The 22,018-nt window shown below is 46.8% G+C and carries 21 protein-coding genes and 1 pseudogene; 6 read left to right on the forward strand and 16 right to left on the reverse strand.

The features are described 5' to 3' along the window. Nucleotides 1-237: 237 nt before the first annotated feature. The 3 genes from glpK to RIC07_RS28355 all read right to left on the reverse strand — a co-directional run bounded on the left by glpK (nucleotide 238) and on the right by RIC07_RS28355 (nucleotide 3,300). A complete protein-coding gene (gene glpK / locus RIC07_RS28345; RefSeq protein WP_446397438.1) occupies nucleotides 238-1,752 on the reverse strand; it encodes a glycerol kinase GlpK in 1,515 nt (504 codons plus the stop codon). Nucleotides 1,753-1,885: 133 nt separating this feature from the next. Then, nucleotides 1,886-2,119 (reverse strand): hypothetical protein, encoded by a 234-nt coding sequence (locus tag RIC07_RS28350; protein WP_446397439.1) that lies wholly within the window; start codon nucleotides 2,117-2,119, stop codon nucleotides 1,886-1,888. A 29-nt stretch (nucleotides 2,120-2,148) separates the two neighbouring features. Then, on the reverse strand, nucleotides 2,149-3,300 hold the full coding sequence (locus RIC07_RS28355; RefSeq protein ID WP_446397440.1) for a nucleotide-binding protein: 1,152 nt from the start codon (nucleotides 3,298-3,300) through the stop codon (nucleotides 2,149-2,151). Nucleotides 3,301-3,345: 45 nt separating this feature from the next. Here RIC07_RS28355 and RIC07_RS28360 point away from each other — a divergent pair, with 45 nt between their 5' ends. Both RIC07_RS28360 and RIC07_RS28365 read left to right on the forward strand, forming a co-directional pair. Further along, nucleotides 3,346-3,564, forward strand: coding sequence for a hypothetical protein (locus RIC07_RS28360; RefSeq protein WP_446397441.1), 219 nt, complete (start codon nucleotides 3,346-3,348; stop codon nucleotides 3,562-3,564). Nucleotides 3,565-3,717: 153 nt separating this feature from the next. Next, nucleotides 3,718-4,104, forward strand: coding sequence for a hypothetical protein (locus RIC07_RS28365; protein ID WP_446397453.1), 387 nt, complete (start codon nucleotides 3,718-3,720; stop codon nucleotides 4,102-4,104). 166 nt (nucleotides 4,105-4,270) lie between these two features. On the opposite strand, the gene RIC07_RS28370 is transcribed toward RIC07_RS28365, so the two are convergent. The 7 genes and pseudogenes from RIC07_RS28370 to RIC07_RS28400 form a co-directional block, all read right to left on the reverse strand. Beyond that, entirely contained in the window at nucleotides 4,271-4,816 is a 546-nt protein-coding gene (locus RIC07_RS28370) for an EF-hand domain-containing protein (protein ID WP_446381296.1), read from the reverse strand. A gap of 409 nt (nucleotides 4,817-5,225) precedes the next feature. Continuing rightward, nucleotides 5,226-5,414 (reverse strand): annotated as a pseudogene (locus RIC07_RS28375) (YjbQ family protein); the annotation flags it as partial. 172 nt (nucleotides 5,415-5,586) lie between these two features. Beyond that, nucleotides 5,587-6,246, reverse strand: a complete 660-nt coding sequence (locus tag RIC07_RS28380) for a nitroreductase family protein (RefSeq protein WP_446397442.1) — start codon at nucleotides 6,244-6,246, stop codon at nucleotides 5,587-5,589. Between the two features lie 98 nt (nucleotides 6,247-6,344). After that, a complete protein-coding gene (locus tag RIC07_RS28385; RefSeq protein WP_446397443.1) occupies nucleotides 6,345-6,860 on the reverse strand; it encodes a hypothetical protein in 516 nt (171 codons plus the stop codon). Nucleotides 6,861-7,125: 265 nt separating this feature from the next. Next, nucleotides 7,126-7,365: a hypothetical protein gene (locus RIC07_RS28390; RefSeq protein ID WP_446397444.1), complete on the reverse strand. Its 240-nt coding sequence runs from the start codon at nucleotides 7,363-7,365 to the stop codon at nucleotides 7,126-7,128. Between the two features lie 266 nt (nucleotides 7,366-7,631). Then, nucleotides 7,632-7,925, reverse strand: coding sequence for a hypothetical protein (locus RIC07_RS28395; RefSeq protein WP_044211150.1), 294 nt, complete (start codon nucleotides 7,923-7,925; stop codon nucleotides 7,632-7,634). 194 nt (nucleotides 7,926-8,119) lie between these two features. Next, complete coding sequence (locus tag RIC07_RS28400; RefSeq protein WP_446397445.1) at nucleotides 8,120-8,719, reverse strand: thioredoxin family protein; 600 nt, start codon at nucleotides 8,717-8,719, stop codon at nucleotides 8,120-8,122. 70 nt (nucleotides 8,720-8,789) lie between these two features. Here RIC07_RS28400 and RIC07_RS28405 point away from each other — a divergent pair, with 70 nt between their 5' ends. Then, on the forward strand, nucleotides 8,790-9,194 hold the full coding sequence (locus RIC07_RS28405; protein ID WP_006106245.1) for an NIL domain-containing protein: 405 nt from the start codon (nucleotides 8,790-8,792) through the stop codon (nucleotides 9,192-9,194). Nucleotides 9,195-9,300: 106 nt separating this feature from the next. On the opposite strand, the gene RIC07_RS28410 is transcribed toward RIC07_RS28405, so the two are convergent. The 5 genes from RIC07_RS28410 to RIC07_RS28430 form a co-directional block, all read right to left on the reverse strand. Then, nucleotides 9,301-9,918: a hypothetical protein gene (locus RIC07_RS28410; protein WP_446397446.1), complete on the reverse strand. Its 618-nt coding sequence runs from the start codon at nucleotides 9,916-9,918 to the stop codon at nucleotides 9,301-9,303. A 206-nt stretch (nucleotides 9,919-10,124) separates the two neighbouring features. Continuing rightward, nucleotides 10,125-10,925 (reverse strand): bifunctional hydroxymethylpyrimidine kinase/phosphomethylpyrimidine kinase, encoded by an 801-nt coding sequence (gene thiD, locus RIC07_RS28415; protein WP_446397447.1) that lies wholly within the window; start codon nucleotides 10,923-10,925, stop codon nucleotides 10,125-10,127. A 188-nt stretch (nucleotides 10,926-11,113) separates the two neighbouring features. Then, nucleotides 11,114-12,382 (reverse strand): cell division protein FtsZ, encoded by a 1,269-nt coding sequence (ftsZ, locus tag RIC07_RS28420; RefSeq protein ID WP_446381287.1) that lies wholly within the window; start codon nucleotides 12,380-12,382, stop codon nucleotides 11,114-11,116. Nucleotides 12,383-12,436: 54 nt separating this feature from the next. Beyond that, nucleotides 12,437-12,580 (reverse strand): hypothetical protein, encoded by a 144-nt coding sequence (locus RIC07_RS28425; protein WP_446381286.1) that lies wholly within the window; start codon nucleotides 12,578-12,580, stop codon nucleotides 12,437-12,439. Next, nucleotides 12,573-13,397 carry a cell division protein FtsQ/DivIB gene (locus tag RIC07_RS28430; RefSeq protein WP_446397448.1) on the reverse strand — a complete coding sequence of 275 codons (825 nt, stop codon included), beginning with the start codon at nucleotides 13,395-13,397 and terminating at the stop codon, nucleotides 12,573-12,575. The genes RIC07_RS28425 and RIC07_RS28430 overlap by 8 nt, the downstream gene beginning before the upstream one ends. Before the next feature lie 462 nt (nucleotides 13,398-13,859). On the opposite strand from RIC07_RS28430, the gene RIC07_RS28435 reads away from it, so the two are divergent. The 3 genes from RIC07_RS28435 (at nucleotide 13,860) to RIC07_RS28445 (ending at nucleotide 20,636) form a co-directional block, all read left to right on the forward strand. Further along, nucleotides 13,860-15,185: a P-loop NTPase fold protein gene (locus RIC07_RS28435; protein WP_446397449.1), complete on the forward strand. Its 1,326-nt coding sequence runs from the start codon at nucleotides 13,860-13,862 to the stop codon at nucleotides 15,183-15,185. A 105-nt stretch (nucleotides 15,186-15,290) separates the two neighbouring features. Continuing rightward, entirely contained in the window at nucleotides 15,291-15,413 is a 123-nt protein-coding gene (locus RIC07_RS28440; protein WP_446397450.1) for a hypothetical protein, read from the forward strand. A gap of 351 nt (nucleotides 15,414-15,764) precedes the next feature. Continuing rightward, nucleotides 15,765-20,636 carry a WD40 domain-containing protein gene (locus RIC07_RS28445; protein WP_446397451.1) on the forward strand — a complete coding sequence of 1,624 codons (4,872 nt, stop codon included), beginning with the start codon at nucleotides 15,765-15,767 and terminating at the stop codon, nucleotides 20,634-20,636. A 227-nt stretch (nucleotides 20,637-20,863) separates the two neighbouring features. On the opposite strand, the gene RIC07_RS28450 is transcribed toward RIC07_RS28445, so the two are convergent. Beyond that, nucleotides 20,864-22,018: ATP-binding protein (locus tag RIC07_RS28450; protein WP_446397452.1), on the reverse strand; the 1,155-nt coding region annotated here is incomplete at its 5' end.

Genomic DNA, 22,018 nt, shown 5'->3' on the forward strand with positions numbered 1-22,018 from the left:
ACAATTTTGGTGACTTCCTGAGTAAAGTTCAACACCTCGACTCCGCGGCAATTGAGCCTGTCGAAATTCGGTGTTGACGCCCTCGCGGAGTCGAAGCGTCAATTTTTCCCTACACCCTACACCCTACACCCTACACCCTACACCCTACACCCTACACCCTACACCCTACACCCAGTAGTACCCTCAAGTCCCTTGTCACCCCCTCAGGTGAATCAGAGATTCCGCTGTGGGAAGATGTCACTCCACCCAATTCTTGGCGCGTTCAACCGCTTTCTGCCAATCGATAAAATTATCCTGGGCAGCTTTTGCCCCTTCTCCCGGTTCAAATGTCCGTTCGATGGCGGTTTGGGTAACAAGCTTATGGTAATCATCCCAGAAGCCAACGGCTAACCCTGCACCAAATGCCGCACCTTGCGCTGTCGCATCAAGAACGGCGGGGCGTTCGACGGGAATGTTGAGGACATCGGCTTGAAACTGCATTAAGAAGTCATTCTGAGACGCACCACCGTCTACTTTCAGGAGTTCGATGGGGGTGTCGCCATCTTTGTTCATGGCATCAACGACTTCTCGGACTTGATAGGCGATTGATTCCAATACCGCCCGTACCATGTGTTCCCGCTTGACACCGCCTGTAATACCGAGGAATGCACCTCTGGCACTCATATCCCAGTGGGGGGCACCCAAACCACTGAGGGCAGGCACAAAATAGATGCCATTGGTATCCTCGACTTGACGCGCTAGGGGTTCAGTTTCGGCAGCCGACTCAATCAGTTGTAAACCATCTCGCAGCCACTGAATACAAGCCCCGGTGGTGAACATCGCCCCTTCTAGGGCAAAAGCTACATCAGTGCCACTGCCATTTGCCGCATTTGTCCAGGCGACGGTGGAAAGGAGTCGATTACCCGATCGCGTCACTTCTTTGCCCGTATAGGAAATTAAGAAGCAACCTGTTCCATACGTACATTTGAGCATACCCGGGCGATCGCAACCGTGGGCAAACAGCGCCGCTTGTTGGTCACCGAAAATCGCCATAATCGGAATTTCTTCCCCTAACAAACTGGGTTCCGTTTTGCCAAACAGTCCCATACTGGGTTGAATTTGGGGCAAAATCTGAGCCGGAATGCCAAATAAATCCAGAAGGCTGTGATCCCAATCCTGATTAGCGAGATTCATCAGCATGGTGCGGCTGGCATTACTGTGATCCGTAACGTGGACTTTGCCCCCGGTGAGATTCCAGAGAATCCAGGTATCAATGGTGCCTGCTAAGACATTATCGAAATTCGTATCTGGTTTTTCCTGGCGCACCCAATTCAGCAGCCATTCTAACTTCGTGGCTGAGAAATAGGCATCCAGGACTAATCCCGTGCGTTCTTGAATATCCGCATCATGCCCCTGTTGGGTTAAATCCCGACATCGAGTCGCCGTGCGTCGATCCTGCCAAACGATCGCATTATGCAAGGGTTCTCCTGTGGTTTTATCCCAGAGTAAACAGGTTTCGCGCTGTACGGTTAAACCAATCGCCGCAATCTCTGAAGCTGACACCCCCTTATCCTTTAAGACTTGCTGCATACAGTCGCGAGTATCCCGCCAAATTTCCTGGGGATCATGTTCCAACCAACCGGGTTGGGGGTAATGCTGGGTGAATTCCTGATAAACTTGTCCCGCGATCGCACCTTGTTTGTCAAATAGAATGGCTCGGTTCCCCGTGGTACCGAGGTCAAGGGCTAGGACGTATTTCGCGTTAGTCGTCATCGCAATCTTATAAATTTACAGCTAAACCCCAAATAGGGTTGAGTACAGATTTACCAGGTTATGCGATCGCTCGGCTACTCTCTGTAGTCTTTCTTTGCGTTGACAGCAAGTGTCATTTGTCATTTGTCATTTGTCATTTGTTAGGGAACAGGGAACAGGGAACAGGGAATAGGCAATAGGCAATAGGCAATAGGCAATAGGCAATAGGCAATAGGTAGGGAACAGGGAATAGGCAATAGGTAAGGTAGAGTTTTGAGTTAACTTCCCCATCTCCCTCATCTCCCTCATCTCCCTCATCTCCCTCATCTCCCTCATCTTCCCCATCTCCCTCATCTTCCCCTGCTCCCCCTGCTCTCAGACGTAGCATGCTACGTCTCTACATTGCTCCCCCTGCTCTTAATTCCGGAGAATCCCTAACCCCGCTTCCCGTTCAATATAATCGGCGAGGTTAATAAAATCATCGCGGGGATAACAAATTCCGCCCACCAGTTTAAACGCTAACTCACTGCGAGCTTCGTCGGGATTTTCCAGTAAATGAATTCCCCAATAATACAATTGATCACTAGAGCGAATACAAGCGTATTTGGGATCAATGCAGTGAAACTTATGATCAATGGCTTTGACCTCATTATACGTATTCAAAAACGTATCTCGGAGCAACCGCAATCGCCGTTTAGAGCCGGGATATTTGAAATTATTGACTAGCACAAATAGGTGAGCTTGTTGATTAAGTTCTCGGATTCCTCTTACCGTATCCTTAATCACTTGACCATGTTTGTTCAGTCCCAAGGGATTTAAGGTGGTGGGAATAATGCAATAGTCAAATTGACTCACCAGCTCTTTCGGGTTACGTTCTAAGGCAGGGGAACAATCACAAACGACCACTTTACAATCCCGCGCGGCATCTTCATGCCACTCACGCCAGTCATAGACCGCGATGTAGGTACTCGCGCCAACACCTCTAGGTCGGGGAACATCCACCCCATCGCCTAGTAGCTTTTGCAGGTTTTGTTCTGGGTCTAAATCGACGAGCGCCACATTAAATCCCTCTAGGGCAAATGCACCCGCTAAATGAGCAGATACGGTCGTTTTGCCGACGCCACCTTTGCAGGTAAAAACGCCAACATAAATTTTACCCGGTTTCGGGGGTTCGGGCGGCGGTAATTCATCCTCATTCACCCAGAGAATTTGGGTGTCTGCTGCAATTCCACATTGGATTTTAGCGTCTGACCCCCAAGAGCGAATTAAAGCATTGGCGGGCGCACCATAGCCTTTAGTCGTGATAAAAAAACCACAGTTAAAGTCTTGACCCGCTTTCGATTCTAAAAAGCCTAAAAACCGTAGGATTTGGGGTTTTTGGACATTACTGATCAACCATTTCAGATGAACCGCACCCGTTTGACCCTCTTTGCTAACCACTAAATCATACTCTGGCGGCTTGGGGTCGGGAGTGGTAACAGTCCACCCCTCGTTCTGAAAAATCATTGCCACATGTTGCTCAAACTGAGCAAAGTCTCTCATATAAGGCGGCTTTCGAGATGATGACATAACTACGAGCAAGTAATAAGTAATAAGTAATAAGTCAAAACGGGGATGGCAGAGCAAATAAAGTGTTGTTTTTACTTACACACATCTTGTCCGATACGTCAACCCTTATTTTTGACCGACTCTCTGGACTATTGTAACTTTTATCACCAATTGCCCCACGTTTCTGCTGATTGGTCATTTATCCTGATGTTACTCAACCCACTCCCATCTCCCAGACGTGCCATGGCACGTTTCTACACCCCCATCTCTCTCATTTCTCTTTAAAGGTTTAAGCCCATAGAGGGATGCATTTGTGCTAAACACCTCTAAAGTGAGTTTAATTTAATTCGCCAGAGGGATGCACGTCAGTTCATCCTTCTGTAACTTGGAAAGTGAAATACATACATATTGATGATTTTCGAGGACTTATATATGAATATGAATCAGACAAATCCTTCAGATCGCCAAGCCAAGACAAAAGAGCAAATTAAATCCGAAACCTACGACAGAAAGATTGTTCCGGCGGAAACAGCCGCCCGTCATGAACGGGAAGGAGATAACTATAAGACGAAGGTTACGGAAGATCAGCAAACCAATCCTGATAGTATCAACACCACTGAGGGATATACCGTAGACAACGAAGGCTTGGTGAATAACTTTGCCGTTGAACCCGAAATGTATGTCAACGAACCGGGTGACTTGCGCCAAAAAGAAGAACAAGAGACGGCTAAACGCCGCCAAGAACTGCAACAACTCGATGAAGAACGCCAAGGCGAGTTGACGATGGAAAAAGATGAGCGTGGTCGAGGACCCGGCGCTGTCTAGGATAGATAGGCAAAATAGACAAATTAAGTACAGACGTAGCCTGCTACGTCTGTGTTTTTAAGTTTGAATTATAGCTGTCGTCATAAAGTTTAGGAGAGATTTAACGGCTGAAACAATTACATACCAGCAATAAACTTTTGCTCCCCTGTTCCCCCGCACCTCTACATCAATAAGGTCCAAACATCTCGTTAGCTGGAATGTCTGGATTGTCGCTGTAGAAAAACTCACGAATGAGTTGCAGGACTTCCTCTTTGCTTAAAAAACCATCCTGATTGGTATCTAATTTAGGAAATACTCGTGGAGCATAAACAGGCGACACATTGTAAACACTTAAAATCCCTGCCCACTCTGCTTGGCTAATTTTTCCATCTTCATCTTTGTCAAACACCTCAAAAACTAATTCCATAAAGAAATGGATGTTGTGCAGGTATTTCTCTTCATCATTTAAAATAATAGAATAATAGGATAACCATTCTTCTAAGCTAACTTTTTTATTGTGGGTTATATCTGCATCTCGTTTCAATTCTTCCCAGTTGCGATTACAGTTATTTAGTAAAATTTGATACCTAGGGGAGCGCGAACCCCAGTGTCTTAATGCGGCTAACTTTTTTATAATATTTTCAAAATCTTGATAAGCTAAAGCGCCATCAAACTTGGCATCGTGCATACTGAAAAATTTAGTCAGTTTGCGCGTTTGTAGTTTAGTCAGCATAAGTTTCCTCTCTGAGAGTAGAGACATTACAGGCAACGTCTCTACAATATCATTTCTCTAGGTCACAGAGACTTATGGGTAGTCTGAAGAGCTAATAATCGATGCTACCTTGAGCAACAACGTCAAAAGCTCCTGAATCGAGTCCTGGTTCACTATATAGTTTGCACTACCTTGCGCTTGCTGGAAACGCCCTGTCCCGCCGATAAACACAAACTGCCCTGTGCTGATTCCCGTTGTGGTAAGTAGGTGGACACCATAAAAGCTAACGGTGGAGAACTCGCTGCCCTTGAGAAGCAAGCTACGTCCTTCGTAAGGGTTGGAGGGCTATTTACAAAACTTAATACAGTGTCGTTATCTTTTGTCCGACTACTTAGCGAGGATGATATCAGGTCGTGAAGAGTCAACACTCTTATCCCTTCTCCCCAGTAATTTGCACAAATAGTGTCCGTTTTCGCGGACCATCTAAATCGAAAAATAAGACCGATTGCCAGGTTCCCAGTGCTAACTTGCCATCAACAATCGGAATTACCTCACTGGTACTCAGTGTCATTGCCATAAGATGCGAATGAGCATTCATCGGCTCATTGTCTGGCACATCTAACAGGCATGACCCGCCTCAGCTAAAATAACTTTTTCTCCAGTGGGCATGGCTTGCAGTAATTTATCGGCTTGTGCCAGGGGTACAATGTTATCATTACTTCCCCAAATTGCTAGGATAGGGACTCTCCCTCTGCCTTCGGAAACTTAGTTAACCGGACAGAAATAACTACTTATGATTCGCCAAAACTTTCTTGATAAAAAACCTGATCAACATCAAAGCGTCCGCCGTATTCTTTAAACGGTTCAGCCGCATATCCCATCGCCAACAAACAGCAAACATCCACATCTGCTGGAATATTAAATGCTTCCTTTACTTGGGCAGTGGTAAATCCTTCCATGGGACAGGTATCGACGCCAAAACTTTTTGCCACTATCATTAAATGCGCCACGGCTAACATTGTATGACGATTTGTCCAGGCTTCTATAGAGTCAAAACAGGGTTTATTTTCAAATAACTGAGGAACCGCCGATCGCAGTGTATCAGCATAGGCGTCATTCATTGCACCAGCTTCTTGTCCCAATTGAATCACAGACTCAATATACTCCTTTTGGTTGATGCGGCGATCGCCACAACAAATTAATATAACCGGGGCTTCCCCCACCTGACGCTGATTAAAGGCACAGGCTTTGAGTTTTTCCCGATTCGCCGCTTCCCGCACGACTACAAATCGCCAGGGTTGCAGGTTGTAACCGGAGGGCGATCGCACGCCTAAGCGAAATATTTCTGCTAAAATAGCCTCCGGAATCGTATCTGCACGAAAAGAACGCGCCGCACGACGTTGTTCAATAGCAGCTTGTACGTTTAAGGTGGGTTGTAAATCACTGGTCATTCGATTTTTAGGATAACGACAAATAAATTAAATAAGGTGGTTGTTTAAACCACCTCATCCTACCACAACTGGTAATATTAGACTCAATTCAATTTAGCTTAAGCTAAAACAAAATCCACATCTTCAGCGCCAGAGGTTTCACCTTGTCCTGATGTAACTTGTTCTCCATTTACATCAACACAGAATGGCGTATCTTCTAAGTTCACGTTATAATCCGTCGTATCGGCTGTATACCCCACACTAGCAATCATTTTCCGCCCTTCATCGGTGTAAGCAAACGCCAACATTTGATTTTTATCTTTCTGATTGTCGTAAGCCCAAATCACCATATATTGTTGTCCCTGATACTCGAAAACCTTAGGCGGACGAGTGGGCGTATAACGACCTTCATCACCAAAGCTAGCATCGAGAAAACCTTGTACCGAATCCGTGGCGACTGTCGCATAAGCAACTTCTTCTTCAGATGCAGGTTCTGCTTCTTCTTGACTTTCATCAACCACGTCTTCTTGGTCTCGGTTGCGTAAATAATCAACCGCCATTTTCGTCCCAATACCACCAACCGCAGCCACACCTGTACCGATGAGAATATTGCGAAGCAGATTCTTCTTATTCATGATTTCTCCTGAACGTTTTACCTAATTTACGTCACGTCAATATTATCATTAACAGTACCAGGTAATAATGTCAGGAAAATTTTGGATTTTTAGAGGGAGAAAGCATTACCCTTTTACCCTCTGCCTTCTGCCCTCTAAGTAATTGGGTAAAATAAAACGGCACGCTCACGCTTGTTTTGTAAACAAGCCTCAAACCCTTGCTGTTCCCTGTTCCCTGTTCCCTGTTCCCTAATCTCTACCGCTAACTTTAATTGTGTCCACCTACTTAATCAGAGTCAGATGAAATATATCGACTAATCAAGTTAACCGTGTAGTTGAGACTAAGGAGGAGAAGGAGTAGAATTGCTATTTTTATCGGCAACGGAGCAAAAAATAAGCAAAATATCAGGCAGATTAATGCAGTGAGTACAGCAGCAACTCGTTCTATTTCTTCAGTAACTTTAATGCTGAGGTAGAAGGCTATTAAGGCAATGAGTAACGTTATTGACCAAAGTATCAGCGTCATAAAACTACAGCAGAAATAACTCAAGTCTATGGTTCATTAAACTTATAGGCAGCACAGTAGCAATCGTTACATGTTCTGCAATTACCCAAGTCAGTGGACACAATTAAAGTTCAAACTGGAATCGTCATACTCGCTCCCGACAAGAAGCAAGCTACATCCTTTGTCATTTATCCTGTGTAAGGGTTATAATTTGCCCAATCTTGACATAACGCTTGATTTGCTAATCAACAGCGTGACCTTCTAACTGGGCTTATTGAATGAATGCGCTAGGTCATCATAGTCATCCATCCCATTACCTTTTTACCTCTTCGGAAAAGTACAGAGTCAGCTAATCCTAAGTAATGGGCGACGAGTAGTAGTAAAAAAGATTGACCCATAACCTGATCAAGAAGGTTAGGGCAATTTTCAAAGTCTAAGCATAATACTGTGGAACGGTTCCAGAGTTCTCGAAATAATTTACAATTTTTAGGTAAAAACGATATAAGAGAACGAAATCGGCTGAGTGCCGCCTTCTCTAAGTCTGCGCTGGTGTAATTGGCTGGGGAGTGTTGATCTGCCATTCTTATCCTCCTAGTAGCCTAATAGCTCTCCCATCTCCAAGATAATAGAGTGAAGCCTCTGCCTCCAAAACTCTGTAACGAAAACTTTACTATTGGTAGATTTTTTTTTGGCAAGGGTTTCCCTCAAACTCCTACATAAGACATAAGGCAAAGGACAAATGATGCTCCTAACCCTTCACGTTAAACGGTGCTGACTAATTAACCTGACTGCCATGACTTCGAGGATCATCTGGAGACGCCTTTGACGATGACACAGGCGCTTTAAATGTAGAGACTTGTCCATCGCCTTGAGTATAGGGTAATGGTAGGTCAGCGACCAATGCTTCTAAGTTCGCCTCTAAAACTGGGCGAGGTTGTTCCCCAATGGTTTGGGCAATGGCTTCGCCTTGGGCGTCTAAAAACACAAAATGGGGGATACCATCGACTCGATAGTTGAGAATTTCGGGTAACCACTTGCTGTTATCCACATTCAGCATCACAAAATTAACCGAGTCGGTGTACTGTTGTTTCAATTCCCCCAAGTCTTGCGCCATGGCTTGACAAGTAGTACACCAGTTAGCATAGAACTCCATTAAGGTTGGCTTGCCATTACTCATGGCAACTTCTAGGGGCGTGGATTCCTCAGCTTGGGCATCGAGAGAAGCCGAACCCGTCTGTGTTTGTAATCCTAAGAATAGGGCAACGCCAAGAATGATGGCGACTAGGGCAATTATAAAATTTCTCAGCCGAGAGCTAAGACTTGCCTGAGGTGTCTGGGGAGATGGAGATCCGGAGTCTGGGGAATTCGCGGTCATGTTTAACGCAATTTAAGTTACAACTTGTCAATTTTCATCAAAACGATGCTGTCCATAGGCTAACAAGACCATGAAAAAACGGCTAACCCTCACCTTTCCAAAACGCACAGTCCAAATGCCAGTAACCTACCGACTGGCAAAGGATTTCAATGTCGCCGCCAATATTATTCGCGCTCAAGTTGCCCCTAATCAAATTGGCAAACTCGTGGTGGAACTCTCAGGAGATATCGATCAGCTTGATGCTGCCATTGAGTGGATGCGATCGCACGATATCAATGTATCCCTGATTGACCGGGAAATCTTGATTGACGAAACCAGTTGTGTCGATTGTGGATTGTGTACGGGTGTGTGTCCCACAGAAGCCTTAACCCTCAATCCCGATGACTTTCGACTCAACTTTACGCGATCGCGTTGTATTGTCTGTGAGCAGTGTATCCCCACTTGTCCGGTTCAGGCAATTTCTACGAATCTTTAATTCGTCATTCGTCTTATGTCATTCGTCTTATGTCATTCGTCATTTGTCATTCGTCATTTGTCATTCGTCATTCGTCTTATGTCATTCGTCTTATGTCATTGGACAATTAACGATTGTTATTTAATAAGGGTCGTACAATCAGAAAACCTGCACCAAAGGCACTGAGTACAATCAACACGATGGCTAAGACTAAAAACCAACCATTGACCTCTCTGTGACCCTCAGAGGCGGATGTACGCCGGGAACGAGAGTCTTCCTGTTCAATGACGAAACTTTCTCTGTAAGGCGAGGAAAGGGGGTCTAACTGGGGATGAGGAGGGGGAACCTCAACCCCTACCCTAGAGGGAGCTGATTTAGGTGATTTAGGTGATTTAGGTGATTTAGGGATTGACGGCATGGGATGGGATTCTGAGGGAATCGATTGGCGTCGAGGAATTTCTACCCCGGTAACGGGTGTCAATGAATCCACTACCTGCTGGAGATGTTGGCTCGATTGCAGCACTTTTTCCACTTCTTGGCGCAGTTTTTGGTTTTGTTTGACCAACTGCTTATTTTGACCATTGAGGGAATCCAACATCGCTTGGGCTGCTTGTAACTCAGCCGCCAGTTCCCGGTATACAGAGATTGGCACTGAAGGGCAATAATTATTGGCAGCGGTTGACGGGGTATAACGGTCGGTTGGCGGATTTTGCATAGAAGGATTAATTGGGGAATTAGAATACATCTTAATTCGCGACTGGATACCTTTTATGGAATGAGCATAGGTGGGGTAGTGAACGATCTAGGTAGAGTTGTAACCATCCTGCCGCTGATCTCCTAGCTCCATAATGTGGCATTAATTATACGACGCCTATCTTACACTATTCGCCTCTTTAGGAAAGAAGCCTATGCTATTTAACATTAACTCCATGGTTTTGCCATTTCCGGTCATCAAGAGGGCAATAATGGGAAAAAATGCCCCACAGGTCCATATCCTTGACCAATATCGAGGGCGTATTGGAGCGCTGTTGTCACATACTCCTTTGCCTTCTGCACGGCGGTGAGTGGGTTTTTGCCCATCGCCAAATTCGCCGCGATCGCACTACTGAGTGTACAGCCTGTGCCGTGATTATTCTTCGTTTCAATCAACGCCGTTTTCAGGGTGTAGAACTGAGAACCATCAAACCAGACATCGACCCCACACAGATCACCCTTCATCGCACCGCCCTTAACTAAGACAGCGTTTGCTCCCAGTTGATAAATACGTTGGGCAGCCGATCGCATATCATCAAGGGTATGAATCTCTAAACCACTAAGTAATTGAGCTTCATAACGATTGGGTGTCACTATCGTTGCCAGAGGAATCAAACCCTCTCGCAAAGACGTTACCGCCTGATCATCAATCAGTTGGTCTCCTGTGCGGGATACCATCACCGGATCAACCACCAGGGGGTCAAGCTGAAAACTCTTAACCTGAGACACTACAGCATTAATAATCTCGGCGTTGAGTAACATGCCCGTTTTGGTCGCCTGAGTCCCCATATCGCCCACCACTGCCTCAATTTGAGCAACGACGGCGGCGACTGGCAAAGCATCAACGCGGTTGACCCCTTGAGTATTCTGGGCGGTGACACAAGTCAGGACACTCGCACCATGAACCCGGTGAAAGGCATAGGTTTTCAAGTCTGCCTGAATTCCTGCCCCACCGCCGCTATCTGATCCGGCTATTGTCAGCGCTACTGGTACTTGCATCAGTTATGAGTTTTGAGTTATGGGTTTTGAGGTTTGATACTTCGCTTCCCCAGCTCCCCCAGCTTCCCCTGCTCCCCCAGCTTCCCCTGCTCCCCCAGCTTCCCCTGCTCCCCCAGCTTCCCCAGCTCCCCCAGCTTCCCCTGCTCCCTCAGCTTCCCCTGCTCCCTCAGCTTCCCTCCCTTCTCGTACTAGCTTCTGGGAAAACGACGCCGTTGCAAAAATTCGGGAATATCTAGTCCCGGTCGGCTTTTCGGCTCTGGTGCAGGGTTTGGCGGATTAGGTCTCGGTGTGATCGGTCGTGTATAACGGGGAACTTCATCTACAGGTGGGGGCGGTGGAACTTCACCACTAAATCCCGTGGCAATCACCGTAATTCTAATTTCACCTTGAAGCCTGTCATCAATCACAGCACCAAAAATAATATTAGCGTTAGGATCAACCACCTCGTAAATTGTTTCCGCCGCCGCATTAACTTCGTGTAGCGTCAGATCACTACCCCCGGTAATATTAAAAACTACCCCTCTAGCGCCTTCCACCGACGACTCCAGTAGGGGCGAGGAAATCGCTGCCACCGCCGCTTCTCTAGCGCGGGATTTACCGGAACCTACACCAATTCCCATTAACGCTGAACCCGCGTCTGCCATAACAGCTCGCACATCAGCAAAATCGACATTCACTAACCCTGGAACGGTGATAATATCTGAAATTCCTTGTACACCCTGACGCAGGATATCATCAGCAACTCTAAACGCATCTTGAACGGGTGTTTGTTCAGAAATCACCGACAACAGCTTATTATTGGGAATCACGATCAGAGTATCGACGCGACTTTGCAGTGCGGCAATCCCTTCCTCCGCTTGAGACGTGCGGCGGCGTCCTTCAAAGGTAAACGGACGAGTGACTACGCCCACCGTTAACGCGCCCATTTCTTTGGCGATTTCTGCCACAATTGGTGCCGCACCCGTTCCTGTACCGCCGCCCATCCCGGCTGTAATAAAAACCAAATCAGACTCGGCTAGGGCTTGGGCAATTTCATCGCGAGATTCTTCTGCTGCTTTTTGACCAATGGCAGGATTTCCCCCCGCACCGAGTCCCCGTGTCAACTTCTGACCCACCTGCAAGCGTTTGGCGGCGGAGTTTTGAGAAAGGGCTTGAGAATCGGTATTAATTGACCAAAACTCGATCCCAGCCACTTCACTGGCAATCATGCGGTTGACGGCATTGCCGCCGCCACCACCAACACCAACCACTTTAATTCTGGCAACATTACCTGGCAAAATGTTGTCGCTCCTCGCGTCTTCCCTGGGAATCCCTTTGGAATCATAATCATGGGGTTGACTAAACTGCAACCCAGAGTTGCTGAAGGGATGGGTATTCTCCGCTCCAACTGAAAGATCGGTATTCAGCGTTATCGGAGAGCTTTGATGGACAAGCCCTAGTTTACTATTAAGCGTCATTGGAATAGGTCAGGGTTGATAATCAACTTTATCAGTTATATGTAACAATCTGAGTCAACTATAGGGTAAGTCGATTGAAAAACCAACGAACACCCCGGTTTGTTGTAAATACTCTTGAAGGGTACTCTCCTCAAGAGTTGCCAAAATGGGCATAGCTGAATTTTCTTTTATACCACTATTACCGCTAGGGTTAGTCATGATCCGGTTTAGGGGTTTCACTTGCCGTATTCATCTGAATCACCGGACGGTCTGGGTTTTTGAGATCAATATAGGCGATTTGATTAGGTTGAAGCTGAGTAGGTAATTGTCTCATGCGATCCAAAACTGCCAGTTGTTCCGCCAATTGGGAACTATCCGATCCTAGATGCACATTTCCTAATTCGGTTTTCAAGATTAAATTGGCTGGGTTGCGCCAATCAATCTCTAGGACTTTAACGGGAGAGTGATGGACAACTGGATACACTTGCGACCAGTATGGACGATAGTGTTCATTCTGACCCCGCACTTGCAGCGTGGGTAACTCGACATTGGCTTTGAGAGAACGATAGCTACTCTGGGGCATCCAGACGCCTCGTTCATCCAAAAAACCCGGTTCTGAGGTTGTCTGAGTTTGCCCTTGGGCGATCGCAACAGGTTGGCGTTCTTGGACTTGAATGATCAACCCCGGAGGCATAAGTTGACGGGTGACTGTGGCTTCAGCAATGGGTGCAGCATCTTCGAGAGACTCTGCGATCGCTTGGGGTTCCACTCGCCAGAGTGATTGAGGATAGGATAAGGGGAGCAGCGATCGAATCGCCTGAGTTGAGAGAAATTGATTGCCCTCAATGTCAATTTGTTCCGGTTGGCGAATTACCCAATCGGGTAAGGTAATCGCCCAAATCAAACCGCTAGCCATACCGCCTACCATAAGCGATCGCCACAGCGCCTGAAAAAATTTAACTCGGCGGGCACGTTTTAGCTGTTGTCGCCGATTACTGATTTGGGCTTGGGAAACTGATGCAATGTTATTCGTCATTCGTCATTTGTCTTATGTCATTCGTCATACTCGCTCCCTTGAGAAGCAAGCTACGTACACTCGGGGCGGGTGTAGGGTGAGGAGAGCGAAGCGTAACGCACCATTTCCAACGATAATAGTGAAACCCGCCCCTACAATTCCTGACAGGTGTAGGTTTTTTATTTTAGGGTGGGGACAAGACAAGGAGGATAAGTAAGGAAAGTAGACAAGGGGGAAAAACCTCCCCATCTCCCCCATCTTCCCCATCTTCCCCATCTCCCCCATCTCCCCCATCTTCCCCATCTTCCCCATCTCCCTCACCTTCCCCATCTCCCTCACCTTCCCCATCTCTCTCACCCTCTACTCTACCTGAGGGATCAAATCCAAGCCATTAGACCCTAAAGGGGGTATTACCCCTACGTATAAGGGTTCGGTCAATGATTTACGCTCTACTTGAATCAGGTGACTCAAGAGTCTTGCTTTATGAAACTGCATCTACCTACTTTTTTCAAAGCTTGTAACCCAGCTAGAACTCTAGTGATGGGCAATCCAGAGGATCGTCAGTACTATATTAATTTTTCGTCTGTGCGGGGCGGCAAAATTATCGAAGCCTTAGGACGCACGATCGCACGACTTTCGCCCGATGAACCTACCTGTCAGCTTTTTACGGGACATATTGGCTGTGGTAAGTCTACAGAATTGTTTCGCTTGAAGGCTCAGTTAGAGGCGGAACAATTTCACGTTGTCTATTTTGAGTCCTCTCAAGACTTGGACATGGCAGATGTTGATATTAGCGATATTTTGCTCAGTATCGCTCGCTCGGTGAGTGAAAATCTGGAAGCGATCGGGATTCGTCTCCAACCCCGGTACTTTAACAAACTCTTCAATGAGATTAATGATTTTTTACAGACGCCTATTGATGTGGATGTAGCGGCTGAACTGTCCGTCGGTATTGCCAAAGTCACTGCCAGAACCAAAGATAGTCCTCAATTGCGCGAACAGCTTAGACAGCACCTAGAGCCTCGTACTCAAGGGATTTTGCAGGCGATTAATACTGAAATCATTGAACCTGCGATTAAAAAGCTCAAACAACGAGGTAAACAAGGGTTAGTCGTAATTATAGACAACTTGGATCGCGTTGATCCCCGACCCGTTCATGCGGGGCGATCGCAGCCTGAGTACCTGTTCATTGATCGCGGCTCTCAATTGCGACGCTTACGCTGTCATCTGGTTTATACCATCCCCTTAGCGCTGATGTTCTCTAACGAGTATGAAACTCTGAAGAATCGCTTGGGCGGGGGTGTTGCTCCCAAAGTGTTGCCTATGGTACCAATCTGGTATCGAGATGGTCGTGAATTTCCGCAAGGGATGGCTTTACTCCGACAACTGGTTTTAGCCCGTGCGTTTCCCCAGGTTGCTCCGGAAGATCGCTTAAATTTAATCCCAGAGGTTTTTGACAGTCCCGAAACCCTGGATCGCATCTGTCGGATTAGTGGGGGTCACATTCGCAACTTGTTGGGACTGCTGTATAACTGCCTGCAACAAGAAGATCCACCCTTTTCTCGCGAATGCTTAGAGAGTGTGATTAAGGGATACCGGGACGATCTGGCGTTAGCGGTTGAGGATGCGGAATGGCAGTTACTCTTTCAGGTGGTTCAGCAGCAGTCAATTCGCGGGGAAAAAGAATATCAAACTCTGCTACGCAGTATGTTTGTCTATGAATACCGCGATGACTTGGGTCGTTGGTTTGGAGTAAACCCAGCTTTAGCCGAGACTGCTCGGTTTAAATCGGTTGCTGATGTGATTTGATGGGGAGCTGGGGGAGCCGGGGGAGCGGGGGGAGCAGAGGGAGCTGGGGGAGCGGGGGGAGCAGAGGGAGCGGGGGGAGCTGGGGAAGCAATGTAGAGACGTGCCATGGCACGTCTGGGAGCAGGGGAAGCTGGGAGACAAAATTTCTATAGCCCATTACCCTATTGCCTATTGCCTATTGCCTATTGCCTATTGCCTATTGCCTATTGCCTATTGCCTATTGCCTGACGAATGACAAATAACGAATGACAAATCAGTGATCCAAGTCACACTTACTATAAAATTTTGTCACGATTTTTATCAGTTGATCTCACTGTTTAATTCTATTGAAACTTGTTAAATTGTCTGCGTCTAAGTTGTGATTTTAGAAGTGGGTTGGATTTCTCAATAAATAGCTTTTATCTTATCAAAGATACGCTTTAATAAAAGATCTGTCATTAAAATAGCAGATCCATCCGCCGAAGCCAATAGAGGTCTTATTGGTTGGTTTTCTGTTTTTTAGCCTTTGTATTTAAAGTCCCTTATTAACACCAGCTTACTCGACGATAGCCACCTAGGAGTAGTCACATTTTGATAGGAATGAAGGAGAAAGAGAGAGAGAGAGCCGAAGAAATAGTCTTAGCCAATGAGCGTTCATTATCTACCCTCGCTCGGGCAATCACCCTGTCGGAAGGACAATTTGCCCTGATTTTAGTCCGCTGCAACTATGAGTGCTGCAAACAACCGATGTGGCAGCAACTCCAAGGGCTGACAGGAATTCCCTTGAAACAGTTAGGGCTTCAAGAATCCAGTCAAACCTTATATACCGTTATCCTAGAGGCGATCGCGAAAGAGGACTTATCTGGCTTGCTCGTATTTGGTCTGGAATCTGTGACCGCAATTGATCCAGTCTTAATCTCTACCAATCAGGTACGCGACGAATTTCCGAAAAGTTTTAGCTTTCCTATCGTTTTATGGGTCACTGATGAATTACTCCACAAATTAGCCCGATTTGCTCCTGATTTTAAGAGTTGGGCGGCTACCTCGATTAAATTTGAACTGGCAACCGCCGAGTTGTTGGACTTATGGCAACACACAACTGATGAACTGTTTACCATGCTTTTAGAGAAAAGTGTCGGTGAATTTTTGTCCAATGAAGCGCTCAAGCTGTCGCCGGGATGTCAGCGTCGTCAAGAACTCGAATCCGCATTACGGGATTTGCAGGGGCGTGGTGTGAATCTAGACCCTGCCCACTATGCGACATGGCAGTTTATTTTAGCCAGAGATGCCTTTAAACGTGACCTGATTGAGGTAGCTCTGGAACAGTATCAACGGAGTCTAGATGTTTGGCAACAGATTCCCTGTGCTGTCTCCGATGGCGCTGATCAACAATCCTTAGAACGGATTGGCATCTTACAGTGTCATCTGGGTTGGTGTTATTGTCGTCAAGCTCAATTACACCCAAGTCACAAGTATAGAAGTTGGGAGAAAGCCAGAGAATTTTGGCAAGCGGGGATTGACGCCTTTACGACGGCGGGACGCTTGGATTGGGTTGCCCACTTAACCATTCAACTGGGTGAAGTCTTGCAAAACCTGCAAAATTGGGCAGATTTACAAGCACTGGCACTTCAGTCGCTGGCGCAGTCTCAAACCCCAGACAATGCGGCTCAATTACCCCAAGCTTATGGTTTTTTGGCGGCGGTGGCATTAGAAGAATCCAACTGGGAGGATGCCAAAGTCTTCGTCCAAACAGCGTTAGATATTTTGGATCAGTTTCACTTATGTCAGCCTCAGCATCAGGGATGGTACTTACTCATCCGTGCCAAAGCCCAGCGTCAACTAGGGGAATCGACGGCGGCGATCGCGGATTTAGAGGCGGCGTTAACGGTAGAGGGGTTACTCCCAAACGCTCCCCATCAGTCTCCCCAGCTTTATCTGGACATTCTCCAAGAACTGCGATCGCTCTACTTCGATCACCAGGACTACCTACGAGCCTTTGAACTCAAGCAAAAACAGCGCTCCCTCGAACAACAGTATGGCTTTTTTACCTTTCTGGGTGCAGCACCCTTACTCTCTGGGCGACAAGATCACCAATTATCGCCCCTGGAAATAGCGGCGGCTGGGCGATTGCCGGATGTAAATCGACTCTTGGAACGCCTCAGCCGCAATGATCACAAACTAACGGTGATTCATGGTTCCTCTGGGGTGGGTAAAAGTTCTTTGATTCACGCTGGATTAGTCCCCGCCTTAGAGAGTCGCACGATTAGCGCTAGAGAGGTGATCCCCGTGGTGCAGAAAGTTTACAGCGATTGGCGAGGAGAGTTTTCTCGACAACTCAGCGATGCCTTAGGCTGTACCCCTAATCCCTCATCAGATACAGCGTTAGATCCCCAACCCCTGAGCCAACTGGCAACCTGTGTCAATCAATTACAGCAGGCGGCTGATGGCAATATCCTGATCGTGCTAATTTTCGATCAATTTGAAGAATTTTTTTTCGTCTGTACGGAATTAGAACAGCGACGCCAGTTCTATGAATTTTTGGAACATTGCCTGAATCTTCCCTTTGTCAAAGTTATTTTATCCCTGCGGGAAGATTACCTGCATTACCTGCTTGAATGCGAACGCTACACGAATTTGAGTGCGATTAACAATAATATTCTGGATCGGCAACTTCGCTACCACTTGGGGGATTTGTCCCCACGGGAAGCGAAAAATGTCATCTCCACTCTGGCTTCAGGTTCTCAGTTTAAGTTAGACGACGCCCTAATTGATGCCCTAGTTCAGGATTTAGCCTCACCCACTGAAAGCGTGCGACTGATTGAATTACAGGTGGTGGGGATGCAACTGCAAACGGAGAAAATTACCACTCTGGCGCAATACCAAGCCTTAGGCACAAATCCGAAAGCCACTTTAGTCGAACGCTGGCTGTTGAATGCTATTGCTGATTGTGGTTCTGAGAATCAAGAGACAGTTTGGCAAGTCTTATTTTCACTGACGGATGACCGAGGGACTCGTCCCCTGAAAACTCAAACTGAGTTGGAATCGGGGACAAAGGATTTGGACATGGCAAACACGCCATCCCCCTCCGTTGCCAAATCACCATCCCCACTTTCGCTAATTCTGGAGATTTTAGTTGGCTCAGGGTTGTTGTTTCGCCTACCTGACGAACCCGAGGATCGATATCAGTTGGTTCACGATTACTTAGTCGCCCCCATCCGTCACCATTACAAAAAACGCCGCAAGCAGACATTGGTGACACGGCTCAAGCACAGTCAGATGGAACTCTTACGAGTTCGTAAACAGCGACTCCGGGCGATCGCAGTCGGTACGGCAATGGCAGTGCTGGCGGTTACGGCTGGGGGGTTAGGATGGCGGGCTGAGGTGCAACGCCGACGCGCCGCGACTCTAACGTTTAATGCCCAACTAGCGGCGATTAGTGCCTCCTCAGAAGCCCTATTTGCTTCTGGAAAAGAGTTTGATGCGCTGCTGGAAGCACTCCGAGGCGCGAGACAGCTTAAGCAGATTGCTGTCGGGGTTAAGCCCGATACCCACCTGCAAGTGATTGCTGCCCTCTCTCAAGCCGTAGACTCCGTAACCGAGCGAAATCGGTTAGAAGGACATAGTGATATTGTCTGGGATGTCAGCTTTTCCCCTGATGGAGAACTGATTGCCTCAGCCAGCCGCGATCGCACGGTAAAATTGTGGCGTCCTGATGGTACATTAGTCACTACTCTGGAGGGGCATCAAGATAGCATTACCAGTGTTTCCTTTAGTCCAGATAGTCAGCTAATTGCATCCAGTAGTTGGGATGGTACAGTTAAGCTGTGGCGTCGGGATGGCACCCTTGTCCGCATGTTGACAGGGCATGACGGTTATGTTTATAGCGTTAGCTTTAGTCCAGACGGTGAACACCTAGCCTCCACAGGTGCGGATGGTACGGTGCGCCTGTGGCGAGTGGATGGCGAGTTAATTCATACCCTTTCAGCCCATAAAAAAGCAGCGCAGTGGGTTAGCTTTAGTCCCAATGGTGAGATGCTAGCGTCAGCCGGAAGCGATCAAACCATCAAATTGTGGACAAAAGACGGTCAATTATGGAAAACTCTCACCGGACATCAGGGTAAGGTTAACAGTGTGGCGTTTAGTCCCGATGGTCAATTCATTGCCTCAGCTAGCGATGATCGCACCGTGAAACTGTGGGATACTCAGGGTCAACTCATTAAAACCTTCTCCCAGCCAGAACGTTGGGTATTAAACGTAACCTTCAGCGCTGACAGTCAGTTGATTGCAGCAGCAAGTGCCGATAATACGGTAAGACTGTGGAATCGTGATGGTAAATTACTGAAAACCTTTAAAGGACATAGCGATAGAGTAACCGCTGTCAGTTTTAGTCCCACAAAACAAGCAAAAGAAACCGCAGACACATTAGCAACTCCCGTCGTCCTCGCTTCTGCCAGTTATGATAAAACCATAAAAATTTGGGAACTGCGGCAACAGTCTCAGCTCATTTTACGCGGACATGATGATGATGTGCGAGATGTGACCTTTTCTCCCGATGGAGAACGAATAGCTACGGCGAGTAACGATAAAACCGTCAAAATTTGGGATCGTTTTGGTCAACTCTTGCACACCTTAACCGGACATACGGAACGAATTTATAGTGTTAGCTTTAGTCCTGACGGGGAACGCCTTGCCTCAGCCAGTCGAGATGGTACGATTCGGCTGTGGAATCGAGAGGGAGAGTTTATTAAAGTATTGAACAGTCATCAGGATTGGGTATTAGATGTCAGTTTTAGTCCAGATTCGCAAACCCTTGTCTCCGCCAGTCGAGATAAAACGATTAAACTTTGGACAAGAGATGGAGTTTTGATTAAAACCTTAAAAGGACATCAATCCCGCGTCAATGGGGTAACTTTTAGTCCCGATGGTCAGATATTAGCATCAGCTAGTGATGACCAAACCGTCAAACTCTGGAATCGTCAGGGACAATTGGTGAAAACGTTGAAAGGTCATAGTAATTGGGTGTTAGATGTCAGCTTCTCCGCCGACTCCCAGTTATTAGCATCAGCTAGTTATGACAATACTGTAAAACTCTGGAATCGCCAGGGAGAATTGCAAACCACCCTGAAAGGGTCTACAGATAGTGTGGCACGGGTTGAGTTTAGTCCTAGAGGAAATATTCTGGCAACAACAAGTTGGGATAATCGGGTACAAATCTGGCGACTAGATGACACTTTAGTGAAAACCTGGGAAGCCGAGGAGGGGCGTGTCACCAGTGTGAGTTGGAGTCAGGATGGTCAGGCATTAGCTGTCGGCACTGAAGATAATACGGCAATTGTTTGGAATTTAGATTTGGAGGAACTGTTAGCAAAAAGTTGTAATTGGCTGCAAGATTATCTCAATCATAATCCCGATGTTAAACAGAGTAACCGTGAGCTTTGCCAACCCATTGCCCGTGAAAAAGGAAACAGCTAATTTCGTGTAGTTATTTCTGAATAGGGCGGGTTTTGTTGTTCATTGATTAGTAACAAGCTAGCGCTAGTTCCTAAACCCGCCCCTACAATTGACCCGTTGCTTCATTTTTCCGAGCCTGCTGATTACGGCTTTTGACATTTTGTCTGCATTGCCCATTACCTAGGGGAACCTTTGAACCCGTTTCAACGGGTTTAAGCTTTTAGCCCCAACTTTAGTTGAGGGCTTTCTTAAACCCAGCCACTGATTTCGGAATCCGTTAAAATTTTCCCTAACTTCAGAGATTCGCTTTTCGTCGCTTGTAAAAGATGTTTCATCATCACAGGTTCACCCGCATCAGCGGCTATAAACGCCGCATTTAAGGCAATATTGCGGATATTTCCCCCCGCCATATTCAGTTTACCTAACTTTTTCATATCTAAGTTCTTTGTCGGTGTCTCTTTTGGGAAAATGCGCTGCCAAATCTCGGTTCGCTCTGGGGCGTTGGGAAAAGGAAACTTCACTGAAAAATTAATTCGACGCATAAACGCTTGATCTAAAGCGTCGAGCAGATTTGTCGTCAAAATCGCTAATCCTTGATACGCTTCCATCCGTTGCAATAAGTAACTCACTTCCACATTCGCGTGGCGATCATGAGAATCTTTCACTTGCGTTCGTTTACCAAACAACGCATCCGCTTCATCAAACAATAAAATTGCCCCACTGGTTTCTGCTGCATCAAAGATTCGCCGCAAATTCTTCTCCGTTTCCCCAATATATTTACTTACCACCGCACTCAAATCAATCCGATAAAGGTCAAGGCGTAACTCCTTTGCCAATACGTCCGCCGCCATGGTTTTCCCGGTTCCACTGGGTCCGGAAAAAAGAGCGCTAATCCCTAAACCACGTCCTCCTTTTGCCGCGAATCCCCATTCTTGATAAACCTTCGCTCGTTGTCGCACATGAGTCGAAATTTCATGTAATGTAGCTTTTTCCCGTTCCGGTAGAATCAACTCCTCCCAAGTTGCGACCGCATCAATCCGTTGCGCCAAATCATCCAAACGGGGCCGCGCTTGAGTCTTACAGAAATCCCATAAATGAGTTTGCAGAGGAGATAAGGGATTTTCTATTTTAGGTTGAGATTTTTGGGTTTTCGATGAGCGACGGCGGGTTGAGGATGAGGAGGTTTTTTCAGGTTCTTTATTGTTCTGTTCGTTATCCGGCTGTTCATCCACTGGTGTAGGCTTATAGTCATTACTATTCAACGATAAACAGGCGGCTTGAATCGCGGCGGCGTTGAGATGAAATTGGGAGACTAGGGTATCAATTTGCCCATTTAGTTCTGTAGTCAGTGAACCGAGATGGGATTTCCAGATATCTCGTTGTTCAGCATGACTCAGTTGACC

It is taken from the genome of Coleofasciculus sp. E1-EBD-02, from assembly GCF_040218245.1.
GTDB lineage: Bacteria > Cyanobacteriota > Cyanobacteriia > Cyanobacteriales > Coleofasciculaceae > Coleofasciculus.